At 67.6% G+C, this 18,910-nt stretch carries 18 protein-coding genes; 12 read left to right on the top strand and 6 right to left on the bottom strand.

The genetic code is table 11. The features are described from left to right. Window positions 1-48: 48 nt before the first annotated feature. The 3 genes from ACFSC3_RS07315 to ACFSC3_RS07305 are packed head-to-tail and all read right to left on the bottom strand — an operon-like array spanning window position 49 to window position 2,010. A complete protein-coding gene (locus tag ACFSC3_RS07315; RefSeq protein WP_380939760.1) occupies window positions 49-795 on the bottom strand; it encodes a thioredoxin domain-containing protein in 747 nt (248 codons plus the stop codon). Between the two features lie 19 nt (window positions 796-814). Beyond that, window positions 815-1,489, bottom strand: a complete 675-nt coding sequence (locus ACFSC3_RS07310; protein WP_380939759.1) for a DsbA family protein — start codon at window positions 1,487-1,489, stop codon at window positions 815-817. Further along, window positions 1,489-2,010 carry a DUF721 domain-containing protein gene (locus ACFSC3_RS07305; protein ID WP_380939758.1) on the bottom strand — a complete coding sequence of 174 codons (522 nt, stop codon included), beginning with the start codon at window positions 2,008-2,010 and terminating at the stop codon, window positions 1,489-1,491. Before ACFSC3_RS07305 ends, ACFSC3_RS07310 begins: the two co-directional genes overlap by 1 nt. Between ACFSC3_RS07305 and ACFSC3_RS07300 the strand changes: the two genes are divergently transcribed. From ACFSC3_RS07300 to nudC, 3 genes are read left to right on the top strand one after another with little or no spacing between them, the layout of a single operon-like run. After that, a complete protein-coding gene (locus tag ACFSC3_RS07300) occupies window positions 2,009-3,166 on the top strand; it encodes an A/G-specific adenine glycosylase (RefSeq protein ID WP_380939757.1) in 1,158 nt (385 codons plus the stop codon). The genes ACFSC3_RS07305 and ACFSC3_RS07300 overlap by 2 nt on opposite strands. Further along, window positions 3,156-4,487, top strand: a complete 1,332-nt coding sequence (locus ACFSC3_RS07295; RefSeq protein WP_380939756.1) for a serine hydrolase domain-containing protein — start codon at window positions 3,156-3,158, stop codon at window positions 4,485-4,487. Before ACFSC3_RS07300 ends, ACFSC3_RS07295 begins: the two co-directional genes overlap by 11 nt. Next, complete coding sequence (nudC, locus tag ACFSC3_RS07290) at window positions 4,484-5,347, top strand: NAD(+) diphosphatase (RefSeq protein WP_380939755.1); 864 nt, start codon at window positions 4,484-4,486, stop codon at window positions 5,345-5,347. Before ACFSC3_RS07295 ends, nudC begins: the two co-directional genes overlap by 4 nt. Before the next feature lie 133 nt (window positions 5,348-5,480). Here nudC and ACFSC3_RS07285 read toward each other — a convergent pair whose 3' ends face one another. Then, complete coding sequence (locus tag ACFSC3_RS07285) at window positions 5,481-6,371, bottom strand: prephenate dehydratase (RefSeq protein WP_380940879.1); 891 nt, start codon at window positions 6,369-6,371, stop codon at window positions 5,481-5,483. Window positions 6,372-6,461: 90 nt separating this feature from the next. Here ACFSC3_RS07285 and ACFSC3_RS07280 point away from each other — a divergent pair, with 90 nt between their 5' ends. Both ACFSC3_RS07280 and ACFSC3_RS07275 read left to right on the top strand, forming a co-directional pair. After that, on the top strand, window positions 6,462-7,160 hold the full coding sequence (locus ACFSC3_RS07280) for a c-type cytochrome (protein WP_380939754.1): 699 nt from the start codon (window positions 6,462-6,464) through the stop codon (window positions 7,158-7,160). 203 nt (window positions 7,161-7,363) lie between these two features. After that, complete coding sequence (locus ACFSC3_RS07275; RefSeq protein ID WP_380939753.1) at window positions 7,364-7,753, top strand: BLUF domain-containing protein; 390 nt, start codon at window positions 7,364-7,366, stop codon at window positions 7,751-7,753. 596 nt (window positions 7,754-8,349) lie between these two features. On the opposite strand, the gene ACFSC3_RS07270 is transcribed toward ACFSC3_RS07275, so the two are convergent. Beyond that, a complete protein-coding gene (locus ACFSC3_RS07270) occupies window positions 8,350-9,225 on the bottom strand; it encodes an LOG family protein (RefSeq protein WP_380939752.1) in 876 nt (291 codons plus the stop codon). Window positions 9,226-9,250: 25 nt separating this feature from the next. Then, the gene (locus tag ACFSC3_RS07265; protein WP_380940878.1) at window positions 9,251-9,916 is read right to left on the bottom strand and encodes an extensin family protein; all 666 of its coding nucleotides are present in this window, start codon (window positions 9,914-9,916) and stop codon (window positions 9,251-9,253) included. A gap of 163 nt (window positions 9,917-10,079) precedes the next feature. Here ACFSC3_RS07265 and ACFSC3_RS07260 point away from each other — a divergent pair, with 163 nt between their 5' ends. The 7 genes from ACFSC3_RS07260 (at window position 10,080) to ACFSC3_RS07230 (ending at window position 18,867) form a co-directional block, all read left to right on the top strand. Beyond that, window positions 10,080-11,210, top strand: coding sequence for a phosphoserine transaminase (locus ACFSC3_RS07260; RefSeq protein ID WP_380939751.1), 1,131 nt, complete (start codon window positions 10,080-10,082; stop codon window positions 11,208-11,210). A gap of 99 nt (window positions 11,211-11,309) precedes the next feature. Continuing rightward, the gene (serA, locus tag ACFSC3_RS07255) at window positions 11,310-12,887 is read left to right on the top strand and encodes a phosphoglycerate dehydrogenase (protein WP_380939750.1); all 1,578 of its coding nucleotides are present in this window, start codon (window positions 11,310-11,312) and stop codon (window positions 12,885-12,887) included. Between the two features lie 46 nt (window positions 12,888-12,933). Continuing rightward, window positions 12,934-13,320, top strand: a complete 387-nt coding sequence (locus ACFSC3_RS07250) for an endonuclease domain-containing protein (RefSeq protein ID WP_380939749.1) — start codon at window positions 12,934-12,936, stop codon at window positions 13,318-13,320. After that, window positions 13,320-14,420, top strand: a complete 1,101-nt coding sequence (locus tag ACFSC3_RS07245; RefSeq protein WP_380939748.1) for an ATP phosphoribosyltransferase regulatory subunit — start codon at window positions 13,320-13,322, stop codon at window positions 14,418-14,420. The genes ACFSC3_RS07250 and ACFSC3_RS07245 overlap by 1 nt, the downstream gene beginning before the upstream one ends. An 89-nt stretch (window positions 14,421-14,509) precedes the next feature. Further along, window positions 14,510-15,391 (top strand): non-homologous end joining protein Ku, encoded by an 882-nt coding sequence (ku, locus tag ACFSC3_RS07240; RefSeq protein WP_380939747.1) that lies wholly within the window; start codon window positions 14,510-14,512, stop codon window positions 15,389-15,391. Window positions 15,392-15,496: 105 nt separating this feature from the next. Continuing rightward, window positions 15,497-18,040, top strand: coding sequence for a DNA ligase D (ligD, locus tag ACFSC3_RS07235; protein WP_380939746.1), 2,544 nt, complete (start codon window positions 15,497-15,499; stop codon window positions 18,038-18,040). A 161-nt stretch (window positions 18,041-18,201) separates the two neighbouring features. Next, a complete protein-coding gene (locus ACFSC3_RS07230; protein WP_380939745.1) occupies window positions 18,202-18,867 on the top strand; it encodes a DedA family protein in 666 nt (221 codons plus the stop codon). Window positions 18,868-18,910: the final 43 nt, after the last annotated feature.

The raw sequence follows: 18,910 nt of genomic DNA, 5'->3' as shown, positions 1-18,910 counted from the left end.
TCCCGCCTGCGCGGGAGCACGGCAGACATGGATGCCCCCCGGCCTATATCAGGCCCCCGCGGCCTTCAGCGCGGCCTCGACCTGCTCCCAGCTGACCGTATTCTCCAGCATCTTGCCGTTCAGGATGAAGGTCGGCGTGCCGGGGATCGGATAATCCTGGTTCGCCTTCTCGTTCATCTTCTGCAACCGCGTCGCCTCGCCCGCATCGGCCAGGCACTGGCGCGCCTTCGCCTCAGGAATGCCGCGCTGTTTGACGAAATCGAGATAGCCCGCGCCCTCGGCGAACCGCGTCGCCTGCTGGCCCAGCGGCAGCTTGCCCAGTTCCTCGTAATAGGTCTGCGGCAGCTTCTGGAGCACGTCCAGCGTGCGCGGCTGGTCGGCGTACATCTGGTTCAGGATGGTGAAGAACGGCCCCGGCCCGCCGCACCCGCCGACCAGCGCGGCGGCGATGTCCGCGCCGTTGCGCAGATAGTCGCGGAATTCATAGCTGACCTTGCCGCTGGCGACATAGTTCTGCGTCAGCGGGGCATAGCCCTTCTCATCGAACTCCTTGCAGACGTGGCAGGTGCGGCTGCCATATTCGACCAGCTTCACCGGCGCGTCAGGGTTGCCCATCAGCCAACCGCCCTCGGGCGTGCGGGTGACCGTGTCGACCCAGCTCTGACCGGCCGGCGCCGCCTTGCCGGCGACCGGGGCGGCTGCGGTCATGTTGTCGACGGTCGTCGTCTTGCTGGTGTCACCGCCGCCGCAGGCAGTGAGCGCGGTGGCGAGGGCGAGAACGGTGAGGATACGCATCGAAGGGGTCTCTCCTGAATTACTTGGCGCCGGCGGCGGCGAGCTGGGGGGCGAGGCCGTCCCAGCTGGCGACATTTTGCGCGAGCTTGCCGTTGACTTCGAAACCGGGCGTGCCGGGGATCTTCTTGAACGCCGCGTCGGTCATCGCGACCAACTGCTTCGTCAGCGTGGGATTGGCCAGGCAGCGATTGAGCGCGGCCGGCGTCACGCCATGCTGCGCGCCGATCGCGCCCAGCCCGGAATTGTCGATCACCGCGCGGATCTGCTGCGGTTGCGCCATCGCCTTCAGCTTGTCGAGATTGGCCTGGGCATAGCTATCGCCCTTTTCGGTCCAGACCTGTTGCTGCGCAAAGATCGCACCGGCCAACGCGGTGAAGCGCTGCGGCGGCGCGCATTTCGCGACGCTCCAGGCGGCGAGGTCGAACGGATCACGGACAGCGGCGCGCGTCTCGACCTGCACCTTGCCCTGACGGACCAGCGCGTCATGCAGCGGGGCCTTCGATTCGGCGGCGAAATGGGCGCAATGCGAACAGGTGAAGCTCAGATATTCGACCAGCTTTACCTTTGCCGCCGGATTGCCGGCCAGCACGCTGCCCGTCGGCGTGATGGACACGGTCTGGCGCCAGTCCTTTGCGGCGGGCGGCGCGGCGGCCATCACCACGACGGCGGCGGCAAGGGCGAAGGCGGTACGCATCAACTGATCTTTCCGAGGAAGGGGACGGGAATCGGCGGCGCGCTTTCGACCCCGGCGGCGAGTGCGGCCAGCACTTGCTTGAGTTCCGGGTCGGCGATGGTGCGCAGCGATTCGCCGAGTTCGTGACTGACCGGGCGCACGGCGGGTGGCGCCCGGCGCACCTCGCGCTTCACCTCGCCCTGGCGGATCGTGAGCTTCGCCACCGCGCCATAGCCGAAGAAGCGGTTCACCCGCTCAATGATCTCGGGCGCGATATGCTGCATCATCGTCGCATGCGCGCCCTGCACGGTCAGCGTCAGTACGCCGTTCGCGCGTTCCCCGTGGGGAAAGCGGATCGATTCGGGCATCGACACGCGGGCATAGCGATCGCCGACGATTTCGCTCCAGCGCGTGACGACGGCGGACTGGACGAAGCCGAATCGCCGGAACGCCGCCCGGCCGACGTCGGGCAGCAGTTCGCTGACCTGGCGCGCGCGGTTAGCGCGGACCGGTTCGGGCTTTGGTTGAACAGGCTTCGGCATGTGCGGTGATCCATGCCATAGAGCCGCGGTGTCCGCAAAGGTCTCCCCGCAAATCGCCGCGCCGCTGCTCGCCTGGTACGATGCGAACGCGCGCTCGCTGCCGTGGCGCGCCCCGCCCGGCAGCCCGCCGCCCGACCCGTACCGCGTCTGGCTGTCGGAGGTGATGCTCCAGCAAACGACGGTCGCCGCGGTGCGGCCGCGATTCGAAAGCTGGGTCGCGCGCTGGCCGACGCTGGCGGATTTCGCGGAGGCATCGGACGACGACGTCATGGCAGCATGGGCGGGGCTCGGCTACTACGCCCGTGCCCGCAACCTGCTGAAATGCGCGCGCGCGGTCGCCGCGGATCATGGCGGACGCTTTCCCGACACCGAGGCCGCGTTGCGCGCGCTGCCGGGCCTTGGCGACTATACCGCCGCCGCCGTCGCCGCGATCGCCTTCGGCCGCCGCGCGGTGGTGGTCGACGCCAATGTGAAGCGCGTCGTCACGCGCCTGTTCGCCGACGACGGCGGCAACATCCGTGCCCTTGCCGACTCGATCACGCCAGATGACCGCGCTGGCGATTTCGCGCAGGCGATGATGGACCTGGGCTCGTCCATCTGTACCCCGCGTGCGCCGAAATGCCTGCTCTGCCCGCTGCGCGAGGATTGCGCTGGCTTCGCGACCGGCGATCCCGAAGCCTATCCGGCGAAAAAGGCCAAGGCGGAGAAGCCGACCCGCCACGGCACGATCTTCTGGCTGGCGCGTGGCGAGGACGTCCTGCTCGTCCGCCGCCCCGACAAGGGCCTGCTCGGCGGCATGCGCGCGCTGCCGTCCGGGCCGTGGACGCTCGCACACCCTCACCCTTCCGCGGCTTCGCCGCTCCCTCCCTCTCCCATCGGGAGAGGGAAGGGGCCCGCCGCCGAAGGCGGTGGGAAGGGTGAGGGTGAGATGGAAGGCGCCCCCGCCCAGGCCGACTGGCAGTGGCTGGACGGCGAGATCGTCCATGTCTTCACCCACTTCCGGCTGGTCTGCCGTCTTGCCGCCGCGCGCGTGGAGGCGCAGGAAGCGGGGGCTGGCGGCGAATGGTGGCCGGTCGCGCGGCTCGGGCAAGCGGGCCTGCCGACCCTGTTCGCAAAGGCGGCGGAAAAGTTTCGGAGGGATTGTGATGCGGTCTAAGGCTTTGATTGCGCTGGCGCTCGCCGCCGGCGGCGCGTTTGCGGCGCATGCCTGGGAAGGCCAGGCCAGCCCGCAGCCGATGCCCCGGCCCGCGGCTGCGCCTGCACAATCTCACGGGCATGCGGCGATCCAGGCGCTGTTCGACGGTTATGTAGCCGACAAGAAGATGCCCGGCATCGTCGGCGCCTTCGGCCGCGGCGATTCGCCGACGCTATTCGTCTCGGCGGGCGCGATTTCGCTCGATCCCGGCGCGGCGAAGGCGGGTCCCGACACGCTGTGGCGCGTCTATTCGATGACCAAGCCGATCACCGCGATGGCGGCGATGCTGCTGATCGAGGACGGCAAGCTGAAGCTCGACCAGCCGCTGGCCGACATCTACCCCAATTTTGCGAAGATGCGCGTGCTGACCAGCCCCGACACGTCGCTCGATTCGGTCCCGGCGACGCGCCCGATCACGATCCGCATGCTGCTGACCCACACCGCAGGATTGAGCTACAATATCTCCGCCAAAGGCCCGCTGCTCAAGGAATATGAGCGTCTCGGCCTGCTGCCCGGCGCGATCAACGCGGCGGTCGAGGCGCAGGCGAAGCTCGCGCGTCCGAAGTCGCTGCAGGACTTCGCCCACCGCGTCGCCCAGGCCCCGCTGATCGCGCAGCCGGGGACGACGTGGAGCTATTCGATCGGCCTCGACCTGACGGCTGCGGTGGTCGAGAAGGTGTCGGGCATGTCCTTCGAACGCTTCGTCCAGACGCGGCTGTTCGATCCGCTGAAGATGCGCTCCAGCTACTGGACGGTTCCCCAGTCGGAGGTCGCCCGCTTCGCCGACAATTACCTGATCGCCGGCACCACCCTGACGCCGCTCGATCCGGCCAAGGCGTCGGCCTTCACCCAGCCGCCGAGCTTTCCCTATGGCGGCGCCGGCCTCGTCTCCTCGGCGCGGGACTATGACCGCTTCCTCCACATGCTCGCCGACGCAGGCACGCTCGACGGTGTCCGCGTGATGAAGCCGGAGACGGTGCGCCTCGCCTTGTCGAACCTGCTGCCGCCGGGCGTGACCTTCAACGGCGTCGGCGGCGCGACCGGGGGCACGCAGGGGCCGCGGATGGGCTATGGCGCGGGCGGCTCGGTCTATCTCGCCGATGTGCCGGGCGGCGCGAGCAAGGGGACCTATGGCTGGGGCGGGGCGGCGGGGACGATCGCCTGGGTCGACCCGTTGAAGAAGGTCCGCGGCACGGTGATGGTCAATTACTTCCCCGCCGATCGCTGGCCGGTGCGCAGCGATGTCGTCCGGGCGCTCTATGCGGACGCGCGCGCGAAGTGATCGCGACCGGCTTCACCGGCGCCTGGCTCGACCGCGCCGATCCCGTCCGGGGCGATCCCGCGCTTCTCGATGCGGCACTCGCCGATCCGCGCGCGCGGCTGATGCGGCTGGAAAATGGCGACCCGGCGGTCGACGCGACCGGCGCCATCGCCTGGACCTCTCTCGCCGATCTCGAGGGCACGCCGATCTTCCTCGGCCTCGATGCCGAACAGCGCCCCTATTTCGCCGAAACGCGCGCGGGCGATGCCGCCGGTCCTGCGCGATCGGGCGCGCTGATGCGGATGCTGGACGCGATGCCGCCGGGCGATGCCGCGATCTTCGGCACGGTGCGCAGCGTCACCGGCTGGCATGCGCGCAACGGCTTCTGCGCCAACTGCGGCGCCGCGACCGCGATCATCCGCGGCGGCTGGGCGCGCGCCTGCCCGTCGTGCGGGACGGAGCATTATCCCCGGGTCGATCCGGTCGTCATCATGCTCGCCGAATTTGAAGGCCGTGCGCTGGTCGGTCGGCAGGCGGCGTGGCCGGCGGGGCGCTATTCGGCGCTGGTCGGCTTCGTCGAGCCCGGCGAATCGCTCGAAGAAGCGGTCGCGCGGGAAGTGTTCGAGGAAGCCGGCGTGCGCGTATCCGACGTGCGCTATCTGGCCAGCCAGCCCTGGCCGTTTCCTGGGCAGTTGATGCTCGCCGCGATCGGGGCGGCGGAGAGCGACGCGCTGACGATCGATGCGAAGGAGATAGAGGATGCGTTCTGGGTGACGAAGGCCGACGTGCGGGCGGCGCTGGCCGGAGAGGCAGACGCGAAGTTCCTGCCCCCGCCGCCCTACGCGATCGCGCGCACGCTGCTGGAGGAATGGGCGAAGTAACCCCTCTCCCCCTTGCGGGAGAGGGCTTCAGAAAATCGACCGTCCGATCACCGTTCCCCAGTCGACCCGATCCGGAACGCGACGAACCACAGCAGCGCGATGCCGATGATCAGCCCGATCGCCCGCCCCGCCGTCACGGCCGCGAGCGCGCTTGTGGATAGGTCCCCAGCAACCGCACCCATTTCGAGTGATAGCCGAGCTCGTCGAGCGCCCGGTCGACCGCCGGGTCGCCCGGCCGCCCGACGATATCGGCATAGAATTCGGTGGCCGAGAACCGCGCCTCGCGCTGATAGCTTTCCAGCTTCGTCATGTTGACGCCGTTGGTCGCGAAGCCGCCGAGCGCCTTGTAGAGTGCGGCGGGGATATTCTTCACCTCGAACACGAAGCTGGTCATGAACGGCCCCGCACCCTCCACCGCCCGGCCGGCGCGGGCGAGCGTGACGAAGCGGGTGACGTTGTGCGCGGCATCGGACACGTCCTCCTCCAGCACGTTCAACCCATAGAGCGCCGCCGCCGCGGGCGGGGCGAGTGCGGCCACCGCCGGATCGTTCAGGTCGGCGACCACCGCGGCGGCGCCCGCGGTGTCGGGATAGGCGACCGGCTTGATTCCCGCCTCGCGCAGCCAGTGGCGGCACTGGCCCAGCGCCTGGGGATGGCTCATCGCCTCGCGCACCATGTCGCGCGTTCCGACCCCCAGCAGTGCGTGGCGGATGTTGAGGAAATGTTCGCCGGTGATGACGAGGCCGCTTTCCGGCAGCAGGAAATGCATGTCGGCGACGCGGCCGTGCAGCGAATTCTCGATCGGGATGATCGCGCAGTCGGCCTGGGCGGTCTGCACCGCCTCGATCGCGTCGGCGAAGTCGAAGCAGGGCAGCGGCAACCCGTCGGGAAACGCCTCCATCGCCGCGACATGGCTGTTGGCGCCGGGCGCGCCCTGGAAGGCGACGGCGCGGGTCGGCTCGCTGATCGCGGCCTCGGTCATCCGCGCAACGATCGGGCGGGCGGGGGGTGCGTAATTCTCCATCTCGTGCGAGCGGGTAATCGCCGTGCTTGCGATGGGCAATCCCGCGCTTTAAGGGCGGGGGACTTCAACCTCTTTTCCAAATGGGCGGCAATGGACAATCGGACCAACACGATCGCGGGCTGGGTGCTGGCAGGCTGCGTCTGCGCGCTGGGGCTCTCGATCGCGAGCGGCATGGCGTTCCACGGCGGACGCCCGGAAAAGATGGGCTACCCGATCGAGGGCGTCGAGGAGGGTGGCGCCGGCGGCGGCGCTGCCGAGGCACCGATCGCGACCCGTCTGGCGACCGCTGACGTAGCCAAGGGCCAGGCGAGCTTCGCCAAGTGCGCGGCGTGCCACACCATCACCCAGGGCGGTGCGAACGGCGTCGGCCCGAACCTGTGGGCGACGATGGGCGAGGCAATCGCGCAGGGCAAGGGCGGCTTCGCCTTCTCCGAAGCGCTGAAGGCCAAGGGCGGCAGCTGGAACTTCGACAATATGGACCAGTGGCTGAAGAGCCCGCGCAAGTTCGCCGATGGCACCAAGATGACCTTCGCCGGTCTCGGCAATGCCGAAGAGCGCGCGAATGTGATCGCCTATCTGAACGCGCAGGGGTCGAACCTGCCGCTTCCGGCGGCTCCGGCGCCCGGTGCCGAAGCCGCGCCGGCCGGCACCGAGCCCAAGCCTGACGCTGCGACCAACAAGGACGGCGCGGGCGTCATCGCCAACACCGCCGACATCCAGAACGCCGCCACGCCCGCAAGCGGCGCGCCGTCGATCGATCCGGCCGCGGCCCAGCGCGCACCGAAATAACGGGCGCCCTCGGCGTGCGTCAGCACGCCGAGGAGACGCCACGCCGGGCAGCGGCGCGGCGCAGCCGCTCCGTCTGACGGCGTGGCTTACAGAGCGCAGAAGAACCAAGCCGGGGCCACTACCCCGGCTTTTTTCGTCCGCCCGTCCCGCCGCGGGAAATTTCGCATCTTCTGCTGGCGAGCAATCGAGGCTAACTTTCGTTAATGTCTGCCGTCCCGCCGCTTCGTCGCCTGATCTATTCCAGCCGTGCCGTTGGTCGCGACCTAAGCGACGCCAAGCATGACATTCTGGCCGTCTCCCGCCGCAACAACGGGATGGACGGTATCTCGGGCATATTATGGAGTGCAGGCGACCATTATCTGCAGGTCCTCGAAGGACCGGCGGAGAGCGTCGACACCGCCTTCGACCGCATTCGCGCCGATCCCCGCCATACCGACATCCACATCCTCGACGACCGCAGCGTCGACGCGCGCCAGTTCGGCGACTGGGCGATGGCGGGCATGCCGGGCGACCACCCGGAGGACGCACGCGAGCGATTGCGGATGATGCTGCGCAACGCCGATGCGGACGTGGTGCGTTTTTTCGGGGCGTGAACTCCCGCTGTCGTGCTCTGCCATCTGCCGCAGCAAAGGACGGCGGATCGCGCTTTAGGGACTGAAGCGATCAGCTTTCCCTCCCCCCGTTCGTGCTGAGCGCAGTCGAAGCACAGGAGGCCCATGCCCTTCGACTTCGCTCAGGGCGAAGGGATCAGCTTGAAGGCTTGGTGCTAGCTTAACGTCGATCCTCCCCTGCAAGGGGAGGTGGCAGTGCGAAGCACTGACGGAGGGGTGTCGCCCTCTCGATAGCGGGACACCCCTCCACCCCGCGCTGCGCGCGCGGTCCCCCTCCCCTTGCAGGGGAGCAAATCTGAATGTCGATCCGCCCTAGACAAGGCGCAGACCCAGGAATGCGGCGCTTGTTGGAGTAAAGTTGGAGAGTGCGCGCTACGTTCGTCGCGGTCGCGCTCTTTGGCATCGTCGGGATTGGAGATCCGCACGCCGGGTCGGGGGCGTCGAAAAATGCGCTCTATGCGTGACTTTCGTGAACTTTGGGCGGCCGGCGCCACGCCGTCAGCTGGAGCGAGCTGCGCTCGCACCGCTGCCCCACGTGGCGAGTCGGCGGTTTGCTTGCGCAAACCGCGCGCCGCCCGTCACAACGTCGGGTCGTGGTCCGCGTAGTGCTTGCGCACGACCTCCCAGCCGTCCTCCGCCGTCTCGCAATAGGTGAACAGCGACAGGTCCTTCTCGGAGATCACGCCTTCCTCGACCAGTGCGGGGAAGTTCACCACCCGCTCCCAAAAGGCGCGGCCGTAGAGCAGGATCGGGATCGGCTTGATCTTGCCGGTCTGGATGAGCGTCAGCAGTTCGAACAGTTCGTCGAACGTCCCGAATCCGCCGGGGAAGGCGGCCAGCGCGCGGGCGTGAAGCAGGAAGTGCATCTTGCGCAGCGCGAAATAGTGGAACTGCATCGACAGCGCCGGGGTGACATAGGGGTTCGGCGCCTGTTCGTGCGGCAGGACGATGTTCAGCGCGATCGATTCGGCGCCGACGTCCAGCGCGCCGCGGTTGGCCGCTTCCATGATCGACGGGCCGCCGCCCGAACATACGACGAAGTGGCGCATCCCGGCTTCGTCGAGCGGGAAGTTGCTGACCGTGCGCGCCAGTTCGCGCGCGACGTCGTAATATTTCGACTTCTCGACCAGCTTCTCCGCGATCCGCCGCTGCGGGCCGTCCGCCGGAGCGGCGTCGAGCAGCGCGCGCGCCTTTTCGGGCTCGGGGATGCGGGCGGAACCGTAGAAGACGAAGGTCGAGGCGATCTTCGCCTCTTCCAGGATCAGCTCGGGCTTCAGCAATTCCAGCTGGAAGCGGACGGGCCGCAGGTCCTCGCGCAGCAGGAAGTCCATGTCCTGGAAGGCGAGGCGGTAGGAGGGATGCTCCGTCTGCGGGGTCGACACGCCCTGCTTGGCGGTCTCGGCATCCTGTTTAGCGCGTGGAAAGACGCGCTCCGGTACTTTCGTGTCTGTCATTTTCGGGAGGGTTACGCGGCTTTCCTTAACGACACAATGCAGCGCCGCCGAGGTCGAGGTGGAGGTGGTTGTAATGCGCCGCGTTATAGTCGGGCGACAGCACGGTGCGGAACCGTCGACAGGCGGAGCGGCGGATGACCTGCAGGAATTCGGCGACCGCCGGGTCGGTCGTCCGCCAGTCGCGCTCGATGGTGATGCGGCGTCCGTCGGCGAGCACGAAGGCGGCGATGTCGACTGCGTTGCCGGTGGCGTGCTCGCTCAGCCGGCTGGTCGCGGTGCCGACGCGGTTACGGCAGGCATAGGTGCCGAACGTCTCGACCTTGCGCACCTCGCTGCCCAGGATCTCGCGCCCCGCCGGCACCACGCCGTTGCGCACCCAGGCGGTGAAGCTGCGCGCCAGCGGACAGGCCATCGCCTTCAGGTTCGTCGTCGGCACACCGTAGTCGATCAGCTGGACAGTGCCGACCAGCAGGCAGCCGCCGCCGAAGTCGCGATCGGGGAGCGGCGAGAATCGAACGTTCTCGCGCGACAGGTCGGCGAAACATTGCTGCGTCGCGCGGCTGGGCGGCTGGTTCAGCGTGACGGGTGGCGCGCCGGCCGGCCGCTGCGGCTGTGCGGGCCGGCCGCTCCCGCAGGCGGCGAGCAACAGGGCAAGGGACAGCGCGAGGAACCGATACACGGCCACGATCATCCCCGCGGGCAGCGACTTTGTCACGCGGGCTTCGTCGCGGCGCACCACCGGTCGGACGCAATCGTAACCGAAGTTACGATTGACAGGCCTCCGTGCATCGTTAGGGCCGCCGACGGGCCACGCGGTCCCAACGCCGCGCGTGCTCTCTGTGAGGAGAGTCTACATGACTGATCTACCTGCCGCCCCGGCAACGAAGCCGGCGCGTCCGTTCTTTTCCTCCGGCCCCTGCGCGAAGCCGCCGGGCTGGGCTGCCGAAAACCTCGCCACCGAATCGCTGGGCCGTTCGCACCGGTCGAAGATCGGCAAGGCGCGCCTGCAATATTGCATCGACCTGATGCGCGAGCTGCTGCGCCTGCCCGACACCCACCGTATCGGCATCGTTCCCGGTTCCGACACCGGCGCGTTCGAAATGGCGATGTGGACGATGCTGGGCGCGCGGCCCGTCACGACGCTGGCGTGGGAAAGCTTCGGTGAAGGTTGGGTCACCGACGCGGTCAAGCAGCTGAAGCTCGATCCGACCGTCCTGCGCGCCGATTACGGCCAGCTGCCGGACCTGAATGCGGTCGACTGGTCGAACGATGTTCTCTTCACCTGGAACGGCACCACGTCTGGCGTGCGCGTGCCGAACGGCGACTGGATCGCCGACGACCGTGAAGGACTCTCGTTCGCCGACGCGACCTCGGCCGTATTCGCCTACGACCTGCCGTGGGACAAGATCGATGTCGCGACCTTCAGCTGGCAGAAGGTGCTGGGCGGCGAGGGCGGTCACGGCGTCCTGATCCTCGGCCCCCGCGCGGTCGAGCGGCTGGAAAGCTACACCCCCGCCTGGCCGCTGCCGAAGGTCTTCCGCCTCGTCTCCAAGGGCAAGCTGGCCGAAGGCGTGTTCAAGGGCGAGACGATCAACACGCCGTCGATGCTGGCGGTCGAGGACTGCATCGCCAGCCTGGAATGGGCGAAGTCGCTGGGCGCGAGCGGGCTGATCGCCCGGTCGGACGCCAATGCGGCGGCTTTGGACAAGATCGTCGCCGAGCGGGACTGGCTGGGCCATCTGGCCGAGGACGAAGCCTCGCGGTCGAAGACCAGCGTGTGCCTGACCGTCGCCGGTGCCGACGAAGCGTTCATCAAGACGATGGCCGGGGCACTCGAAAAGGCCGGTGCGGCGTACGACGTCGCCGGCTACCGCGATGCGCCCCCGGGCCTGCGCATCTGGTGCGGTGCGACCGTCGATACGGCGGACATCGAGGCACTCGGGCCGTGGCTCGACTGGGCCTATGCGGTGGCCCGCGCCTCCTAAATCGTTATCCCCGCGAAAGCGGGGATCTAGAGTTCCAAGCGACATCCCCTGTGACCCTGGATCCCGGATCAAGTCCGGGATGACGGGTGGAGACATCAAATGCCAAAAGTCCTCATCAGCGACAAAATGGACCCCAAGGCCGCGCAGATTTTCCGCGAGCGCGGTGTCGAGGTCGACGAGATCACCGGCAAGACGCCCGAAGAACTGATCGCCATCATCGGCGAATACGACGGCCTCGCCATCCGCAGCTCGACCAAGGTGACGAAGGCGATCCTCGACGCCGCGACCAATCTGAAGGTCGTCGGCCGCGCCGGCATCGGCGTCGACAACGTCGACATCCCCGCCGCCTCGGCCAAGGGCGTCGTGGTGATGAACACGCCGTTCGGCAACTCGATCACCACCGCCGAACACGCCATCGCGCTGATGTTCGCGCTCGCCCGCCAGCTGCCTGAAGCGAACGCACAGACCCAGGCGGGGACGTGGCCGAAGAACGGCTTCATGGGCGTCGAGGTGACCGGCAAGACGCTCGGCCTGATCGGTGCGGGCAACATCGGCTCGATCGTCGCCGACCGTGCGCTCGGCCTGCGCATGAAGGTCATCGCGTTCGATCCGTTCCTGTCGCCCGAACGCGCGGTCGAACTGGGCGTCGAGAAGGTCGAGCTCGACCAGCTGCTGGCGCGCGCCGACTTCATCACGCTCCACACGCCGCTGACCGAGCAGACCCGCAACATCCTGTCCGCGGAGAATCTGGCCAAGACCAAGAAGGGCGTGCGCATCATCAACTGTGCGCGCGGCGGGCTGATCGACGAAGCGGCGCTCAAGGACCTGCTCGATTCGGGTCATATCGCCGGTGCAGCCCTCGACGTGTTCGTGACCGAGCCGGCCAAGGAACACACTCTATTCGGCACCCCGAACTTCGTCGCGACCCCGCACCTGGGTGCCTCGACCAGCGAAGCGCAGGTCAATGTCGCGATCCAGGTCGCCGAGCAGATGGCCGACTTCCTGATGACCGGCGGTGTCACCAACGCGCTCAACTCGCCGTCGATCTCGGCCGAGGAAGCGCCGCGGGTGAAGCCGTACATGGCGCTCGCCGAAAAGCTTGGCTCGCTGGTGGGTCAGCTGTCGACCGGCGCGATCCCGCGCATCTCGATCCACAGCGAAGGCGCCGCGGCCGAGGTCAACCAGAAGCCGATCGTCAGCGCGGTCCTCGCAGGCTTCCTGCGCACCCAGACCGACACGGTCAACATGGTCAACGCGCCCTTCCTGGCGAAGGAACGCGGCATGGAAGTGCGCGAGGTCCGCACCGAGCGTGAAGGCGATTACCACACGCTGCTGCGCGTGTCGGTGAAGACCGATGCGGGCGAGCGCTCGGTCGCCGGCACCCTGTTCGGCAACCGCGCGCCGCGCCTGGTCGAACTGTTCGGGATCAAGGTCGAGGCCGATCTGGCGGGCCACATGCTCTACGTCGTCAACGAGGACGCACCGGGCTTCATCGGCCGCCTAGGCTCACTGCTGGGCGAGGCGGGGGTCAACATCGGCACCTTCCACCTCGGTCGCCGTGAGGCTGGTGGCGAAGCGATCCTGCTGCTGTCGGTCGACGAAGCGGTGACGCCGGACCTGCTGGCCAAGGTCAAGGCGCTGGGCGGTGTGAAGACCGCGATGGCGTTGTCGTTCTAAATCTAATAGCCCTCTCCCCGCCGGGGAGAGGGTTGGGAGAGGGGCCGTGCCGCAAGTCGATCCGGAGCTATTGAAACGAGCCCGCGCCCTCCGCTCCGAAATGACCGAAGCCGAAACGCGCCTTTGGCTCGCGATCCGCGCAAAGCGCCTGAACGGTATCAAGTTCGTCCGCCAGACCGTCCGCGGGCGCGCCATCCCGGACTTCGTCGCGCGTAGTCATAACCTCGTCATCGAGGTTGACGGCGACACGCACGCAACTAGCGAGGCTTACGATGCGCGGCGGACTGCCGTGCTGAAGAGACAGGGTTACCGCGTGCTGCGCTTTACCAACGCCGATGTGATGACGAATTTGGACGGGGTGCTTCATGTTATCCTGGATGCCTTGACGTCTGCCCCTCTCCCAACCCTCTCCCCAGAGGGGAGAGGGCAATAATGACCGGCCTCCTGCCCGAAGGGTTCGACGATCGCCTGCCGCCGCTGGCGGATGTCGCCGCGCGGATCGAGCGGGGCGTGCTCGATGTCGCGCGCGGCTATGGCTATGAGCAGGTCGACCCGCCGCTCGCTGAGTTCGAGGATGAACTCAGCGCCCGGCTGAAGGCCGGCGGCGCCCACGGCGCGGTGCGGTTCGTCGATCCGGTGTCGCAGCGCAATCTCGCGATCCGGCCGGACATCACCGCCCAGGTCGGGCGGATCGCCGCGACCCGCATGGGGCACCATCCGCGCCCGCTGCGGCTGTCCTATGTCGGCCCGGTGCTGAAACTGCGCGGCAGCGACCTGAACCCGGCGCGGGCGATGCGCCAGCTGGGCATCGAGTTGATCGGCCTCGATTCGGTCGCCGCCGCGCGCGAGGTCGTGTCGGTCGCGGTCGAGGCGCTGACGCAAGCGGGCATCGCGGGCGTGTCGGTCGATTTCACCCTGCCGGACTTGGTGCCGACGCTGGCCGAGAACTGGCCCCACGCCCGCCTGACCGAACTGCGCGAGGCGCTCGACGCCAAGGACGCGGGCCGCGTCGCCGCGATCGATGCGAGCTACCTGCCGCTGATCGAGGCGGCCGGGCCTTTCGACGCCGCCATCGCCCGTCTGCGCGCGCACGATACCGGCGGGGCGCTGGCCGGTCGGATCGACGGGCTGGAGCGGATCGCCGCGGCGCTGCCCGCCGGCACCCAGCTGACGCTTGACCCGACCGAACGCCACGGCTTCGAATATCAGAGCTGGTTCGGCTTCTCGATCTTCGCCGCCGGTGCGCTGCGCGAGATCGGGCGCGGCGGCAGCTACGTCATCCTCCATGCAGACGGGCATGAGGAGCCGGCGGTCGGCATGTCGCTGTTCCTCGACCCCGTGCTTGGCACGCTTGCGCGCACGCCGGAGCGGCGGCGACTGTTCCTGCCGGTCGGGACCGATCGCGAAGACGGTGCGCGTCTCCGCCGCGAAGGCTGGGTGACCGTCGCCGCGCTGGAGGCCACCGACACGCCAGAGGCGCAGCTGTGCACCCATGTCTGGCTTGGCGGCCGTGCGGAACTGGCCGGCGCTTGATCTGAAGCAGCGAGTCCTGCGGGCTCGTGCGGGAACCCGAATCGCGCATCGATAATTGAATCGGCTTCGCAACGACGGAGCCGACGGACATGGCCGCACGCGCCTATTGGCAGGGACAGATCCGGCTCGCGCTCGTGTCGATCCCGGTCGAGATTTATTCAGCGACCAAGTCGGGTGCGCAGATCGCGTTCCACCAGGTCCACGAACCCAGCGGCAAGCGGGTGAAGTACGAGAAGACGGTCCCCGGCCTGGGGCCGATCGATACCGATGAGATCGTCAAGGGCTTCGAACTGTCGAAGGGCGAATATGTCCTGCTCGAACAGGACGAGATCGATGCGGTGAAGCTCGAATCGAAGAAGACGCTGGAGTTGACCCAATTCGTCGACGCCGACGAGATCGACGTGCTCTATTACGAACGCCCCTATTTCGTCGTCCCCGCCGACGATCTGGCGGAAGAGGCGTTCATCGTGCTGCGGGAGGCGTTGCGAAAGGCGCGCAAGGTCGGTCTCGGCCAGCTGGCGATGCGCGGCCGCGAATATGTCGTCAGCCTGAAGCCCTGTGGTCGCGGCATGGTGCTGGAGACGTTGCGCTACGCCGATGAGGTCAACAAGGCGCAGGGCTATTTCCGCGACATCCCCGATGACAAGCCCGACGCCGACCTGCTCGACCTCGCCTCGACGCTGATCGAGAAGAAGACCGCGAAGTTCGATCCGCAGGAATTCCACGACCGCTATGTCGACGCGCTGCGCGGGCTGATCGAGCGGAAGAAAAAGGCCAAGGGCGCGAAGATCATCGAGGATGCCGGCGACGATGCGCGGCCGTCGGGCGGCAATGTCGTCGACCTGATGGCGGCGCTCAAGAAATCGCTAGAAGGGAAGGGCGGGGCGGCGCCGGCAAAATCCGCCCCGGCGAGGAAGGCGCCTGCGCGGAAACCGGCTGCGAAGAAAGCGCCGGCGAAGAAGCGTGCCTGACTCCCCTCCCTGGAAGGAAGGGGACGGGGGTGAGTGGCTCTCCCCGAGCCGCACCGCCTGTGGAGGCCCACCCACCCCTAACCCCTCCCTTCCAGGGAGGGGAGAATGAGCAGCGATCCGCTCGAAAAATACAACGCCAAGCGGGATTTCGCCAAGACCGCCGAGCCTGCCGGCGAGATCGCGCCCGGCACCGGGCACCGCTTCATGGTGCAGAAGCACGATGCAACACGGCTGCACTGGGACTTCCGGCTCGAACTCGATGGCGTGCTGAAGAGCTGGGCGGTGACGCGCGGGCCGAGCCTCGACCCGGCGGAGAAGCGGCTGGCGGTGCGGACCGAGGATCACCCGCTGTCCTACGCCGATTTCGAAGGCACGATCCCGAAGGGCGAATATGGCGGCGGAACCGTCATGCTGTGGGACGACGGCCTGTGGGCACCGATCGAGGGCAAGAGCGCCACGGATCTGGAAAAGGGCCACCTGCATTTCGTCCTGCAGGGCGAGCGGATGCGCGGGGAATGGCTGCTGATCCGCCTAAAGCCGCGCGGCAAGGAAAGCCGTGAGAACTGGCTGCTGCGCAAGATCGACGATGCATATGCCGGCGGCGCGGACCAACTGGTCGAGGCCGGACTGACCAGCGTGAAGACCGGCCGCACGATGCAGGAGATCGCGGAGGGCAGGAAGGCCAAGGACCTCAAGACCTGGCCGCCCCACAAGCTCCTCCCCGCTCGCGGGGAGGGGGACCAGCCGAAGGCTGGTGGAGGGGGCTCTCCGCGCGCGAGTCGCGTGGGGAAGCCCCCCTCCACCACCGCTGCGCGGCGGTCCCCCTCCCCGTCCCGGGGAGGATCGAAGCCCCCGAAATTCCGCCCCCTGCAACTCTGCACCCTCGTCGACAGCGTGCCGACCGGCAACGGCTGGCTGCACGAGATGAAATATGACGGCTACCGCGCCCTCGTCGCGGTCGCCGGAGGCAAGGCGAAGGTTTACACCCGCACTGGTCTCGACTGGACCGACAAATTCCCAGGCATCGCCGCCGCGGCTGCCGACCTGCCCGTCGAAACCGCGCTGATCGATGGCGAGATCGTTGCGTTCAAGGACGGCAAGCCCGACTTCTCGACATTGCAGGATGCCATATCCGGCGGCGGCGACGGCCTTGCCCTCTTCGCCTTCGACCTGCTCGAATTGGACGGAGAGGATCTCGCGCCCCGTCCGCTGGTCGAGCGCAAGGACCGGCTTCGCCCGCTGTTCGACGTCGCCGACGACCGCCTGCGCTATTCCGAACATGTCGTCGGTTCGGGCGAAAAGCTGTTCGAGGCGATGTGCGCGGAGGGGTTCGAAGGCGTCGTCTCCAAACAGGCCGACGCTCCCTATCGCGGCACGCGGACCAAGGGCTGGGTGAAGACCAAATGCACCCGGCGGCAGGAATTCGTCGTCATCGGCTGGTCGGAAAGCGACAAGGCGGGGCGGGGGTTCAGGGCGCTCTTGCTTGGGCTGAACGGCCCGGATGGCCTGCGCTATGCCGGCAAGGTCGGAACGGGCTTTTCCACCGAAAAGATGCTCGATCTGCGTGCGAAACTCGACGCGCTCGCGCGTAAGACCGCGCCGGTCGACGTGCCCCGCGCGGCGGCGCGTGGAGCGCATTGGGTGACCCCCAGGCTGGTCGCCGAAGTCGCCTTCGCCGAATTCACCGCCGAAGACGTCGTCCGCCACGCCAGCTTCCTCGGGCTGCGCGAGGACAAGCCGGTCGAGGACGTCGTCGCCGAAAAGCCCGCGGAGCCACCCGCGACCACCTCAACGGTCAAGATCAGCAGCCCCGACCGCATCATCGATCCGACCAGCAAGCTGACGAAGAGCAAGCTCGCCGCCTATTACGAGGCGATGGCGCCGGTCATGCTGCCGTGGCTCGCGAACCGGCCGATCAGCTTGGTGCGCTGTCCGCAGGGGCGGGCGAAACAATGTTTCTTCCAGAAGCATGACGCCGGATCGTTCGGCAATCATGTCCACCACGTCGACATCCGCGAAAAGGACGGGTCGACCGAACCCTATCTGTGGGTCGACAGCGCCGACGGCATGCTCGCCTGCGTTCAGATGGGAACGATCGAATTCCACGGCTGGGGCAGTCTCATCGCCGACGTCGAGAAGCCCGATCGCATGGTGTTCGACCTCGACCCCGACGAAGGGCTCGGCTTCGACGACGTGAAGCGCGCGGCGGAGGACATCAAGCAGCACCTCGCCGATATCGGTCTCACCAGCTATCCGATGCTTTCCGGCGGCAAGGGCATTCACGTGGTCGTGCCGCTCAAGCCGCAAGCCGAATGGCCCGCGGTCAAATCCTTCGCCGAGCGTTTCGCCCGCGCGCTTGGGGAAGCGGACCCCGGCCGGTTCACCGCCAATATGAAGAAGGCCGAGCGCAAGGGGCGCATCTTCCTCGACTGGCTGCGCAACCAGCGCGGGTCGACCGCGGTGCTGCCCTATGTCGTTCGCGCGCGGGCCGGGGCGGGGGTGGCGACGCCGATCACGTGGAGCGAGCTGAAGGATATCGACAGTCCGGCGGCGTTCACCGCACGCGATCTCGATACGCTGCTGTCACGGGCTGACGGACGGTCGCTGACTCATTGGGGGACGTCGGATCAGGTGTTGCCGGAGGTGTAGAGCGCCCCCGAAACCGTTCGCCCTGAGCCTGTCGAAGGGCTGCCCTTCTTCGCCCCACTTGAGGAATGACCAAAGAATAAGGACAGGGCTTCGACAAGCTCAGCCCGAACGGAGGCGGGTTAGGGCTGGTCTTTCCTCGCATCATCCGCCACGACCCGCACATGGTCGAGCAAATCCTGTCCTTTCTCGCGAACATCGTCATCAGCGTCATCGAAGCCACCGGCTATTGGGGCGTCGCGCTGCTGATGGCGATCGAGAGCGCGTGCGTGCCGCTGCCCTCCGAACTGATCATGCCGTTCGCCGGCTATCTGGTCAGCCAGGGCAAGATGGACATCTGGCTCGCCGCGACCGCGGGCGCGCTCGGGTGCAATCTTGGCTCGATCGTCGCCTATGAGGTCGGCAAGAGCGGCGGGCGGCCGTTCGTCCTGCGCTATGGCAAATATCTGCTGATCGGCGCCGACGAACTCGACGCGGCCGACCGGTTCTTCGCGCGCTGGGGCTCGGCGGCGGTGTTCGTCGGGCGCCTGTTGCCGGTCATCCGCACCTTCATCGCCTTCCCCGCCGGCGTCGCGCGGATGAAGCTGGTGCCGTTCCACATCTATACCTTCGTCGGCAGCTGGCCGTTCTGCTTCGCGCTCGCCTGGGTCGGGCGCGAACTGGGCGAGGCATGGCACGGCGACCCCCGCGTCCGCGCGGTATTCCATTCGCTCGACGCGGTGATCGGCGTGGCGATCGTCGTCGCGGTGATCTGGTATGTCCGCCACCGGCTGAAGGCTATTCGGAAGTCGAAGGCGGAACTGGCGGCGATCGACCGCGCCGAGGGGTAAGGGTCTAGGGGAAGAAGACCCTCATCCTCCCACCGCCGTTGGC

Origin of the sequence: Sphingomonas floccifaciens, from assembly GCF_042681125.1 — a bacterium.
Lineage (GTDB): Bacteria > Pseudomonadota > Alphaproteobacteria > Sphingomonadales > Sphingomonadaceae > Sphingomonas > Sphingomonas floccifaciens.
Note: the sequence above shows the minus strand (reverse complement) of the source record. Positions and strands in the feature narration are given on the sequence as shown.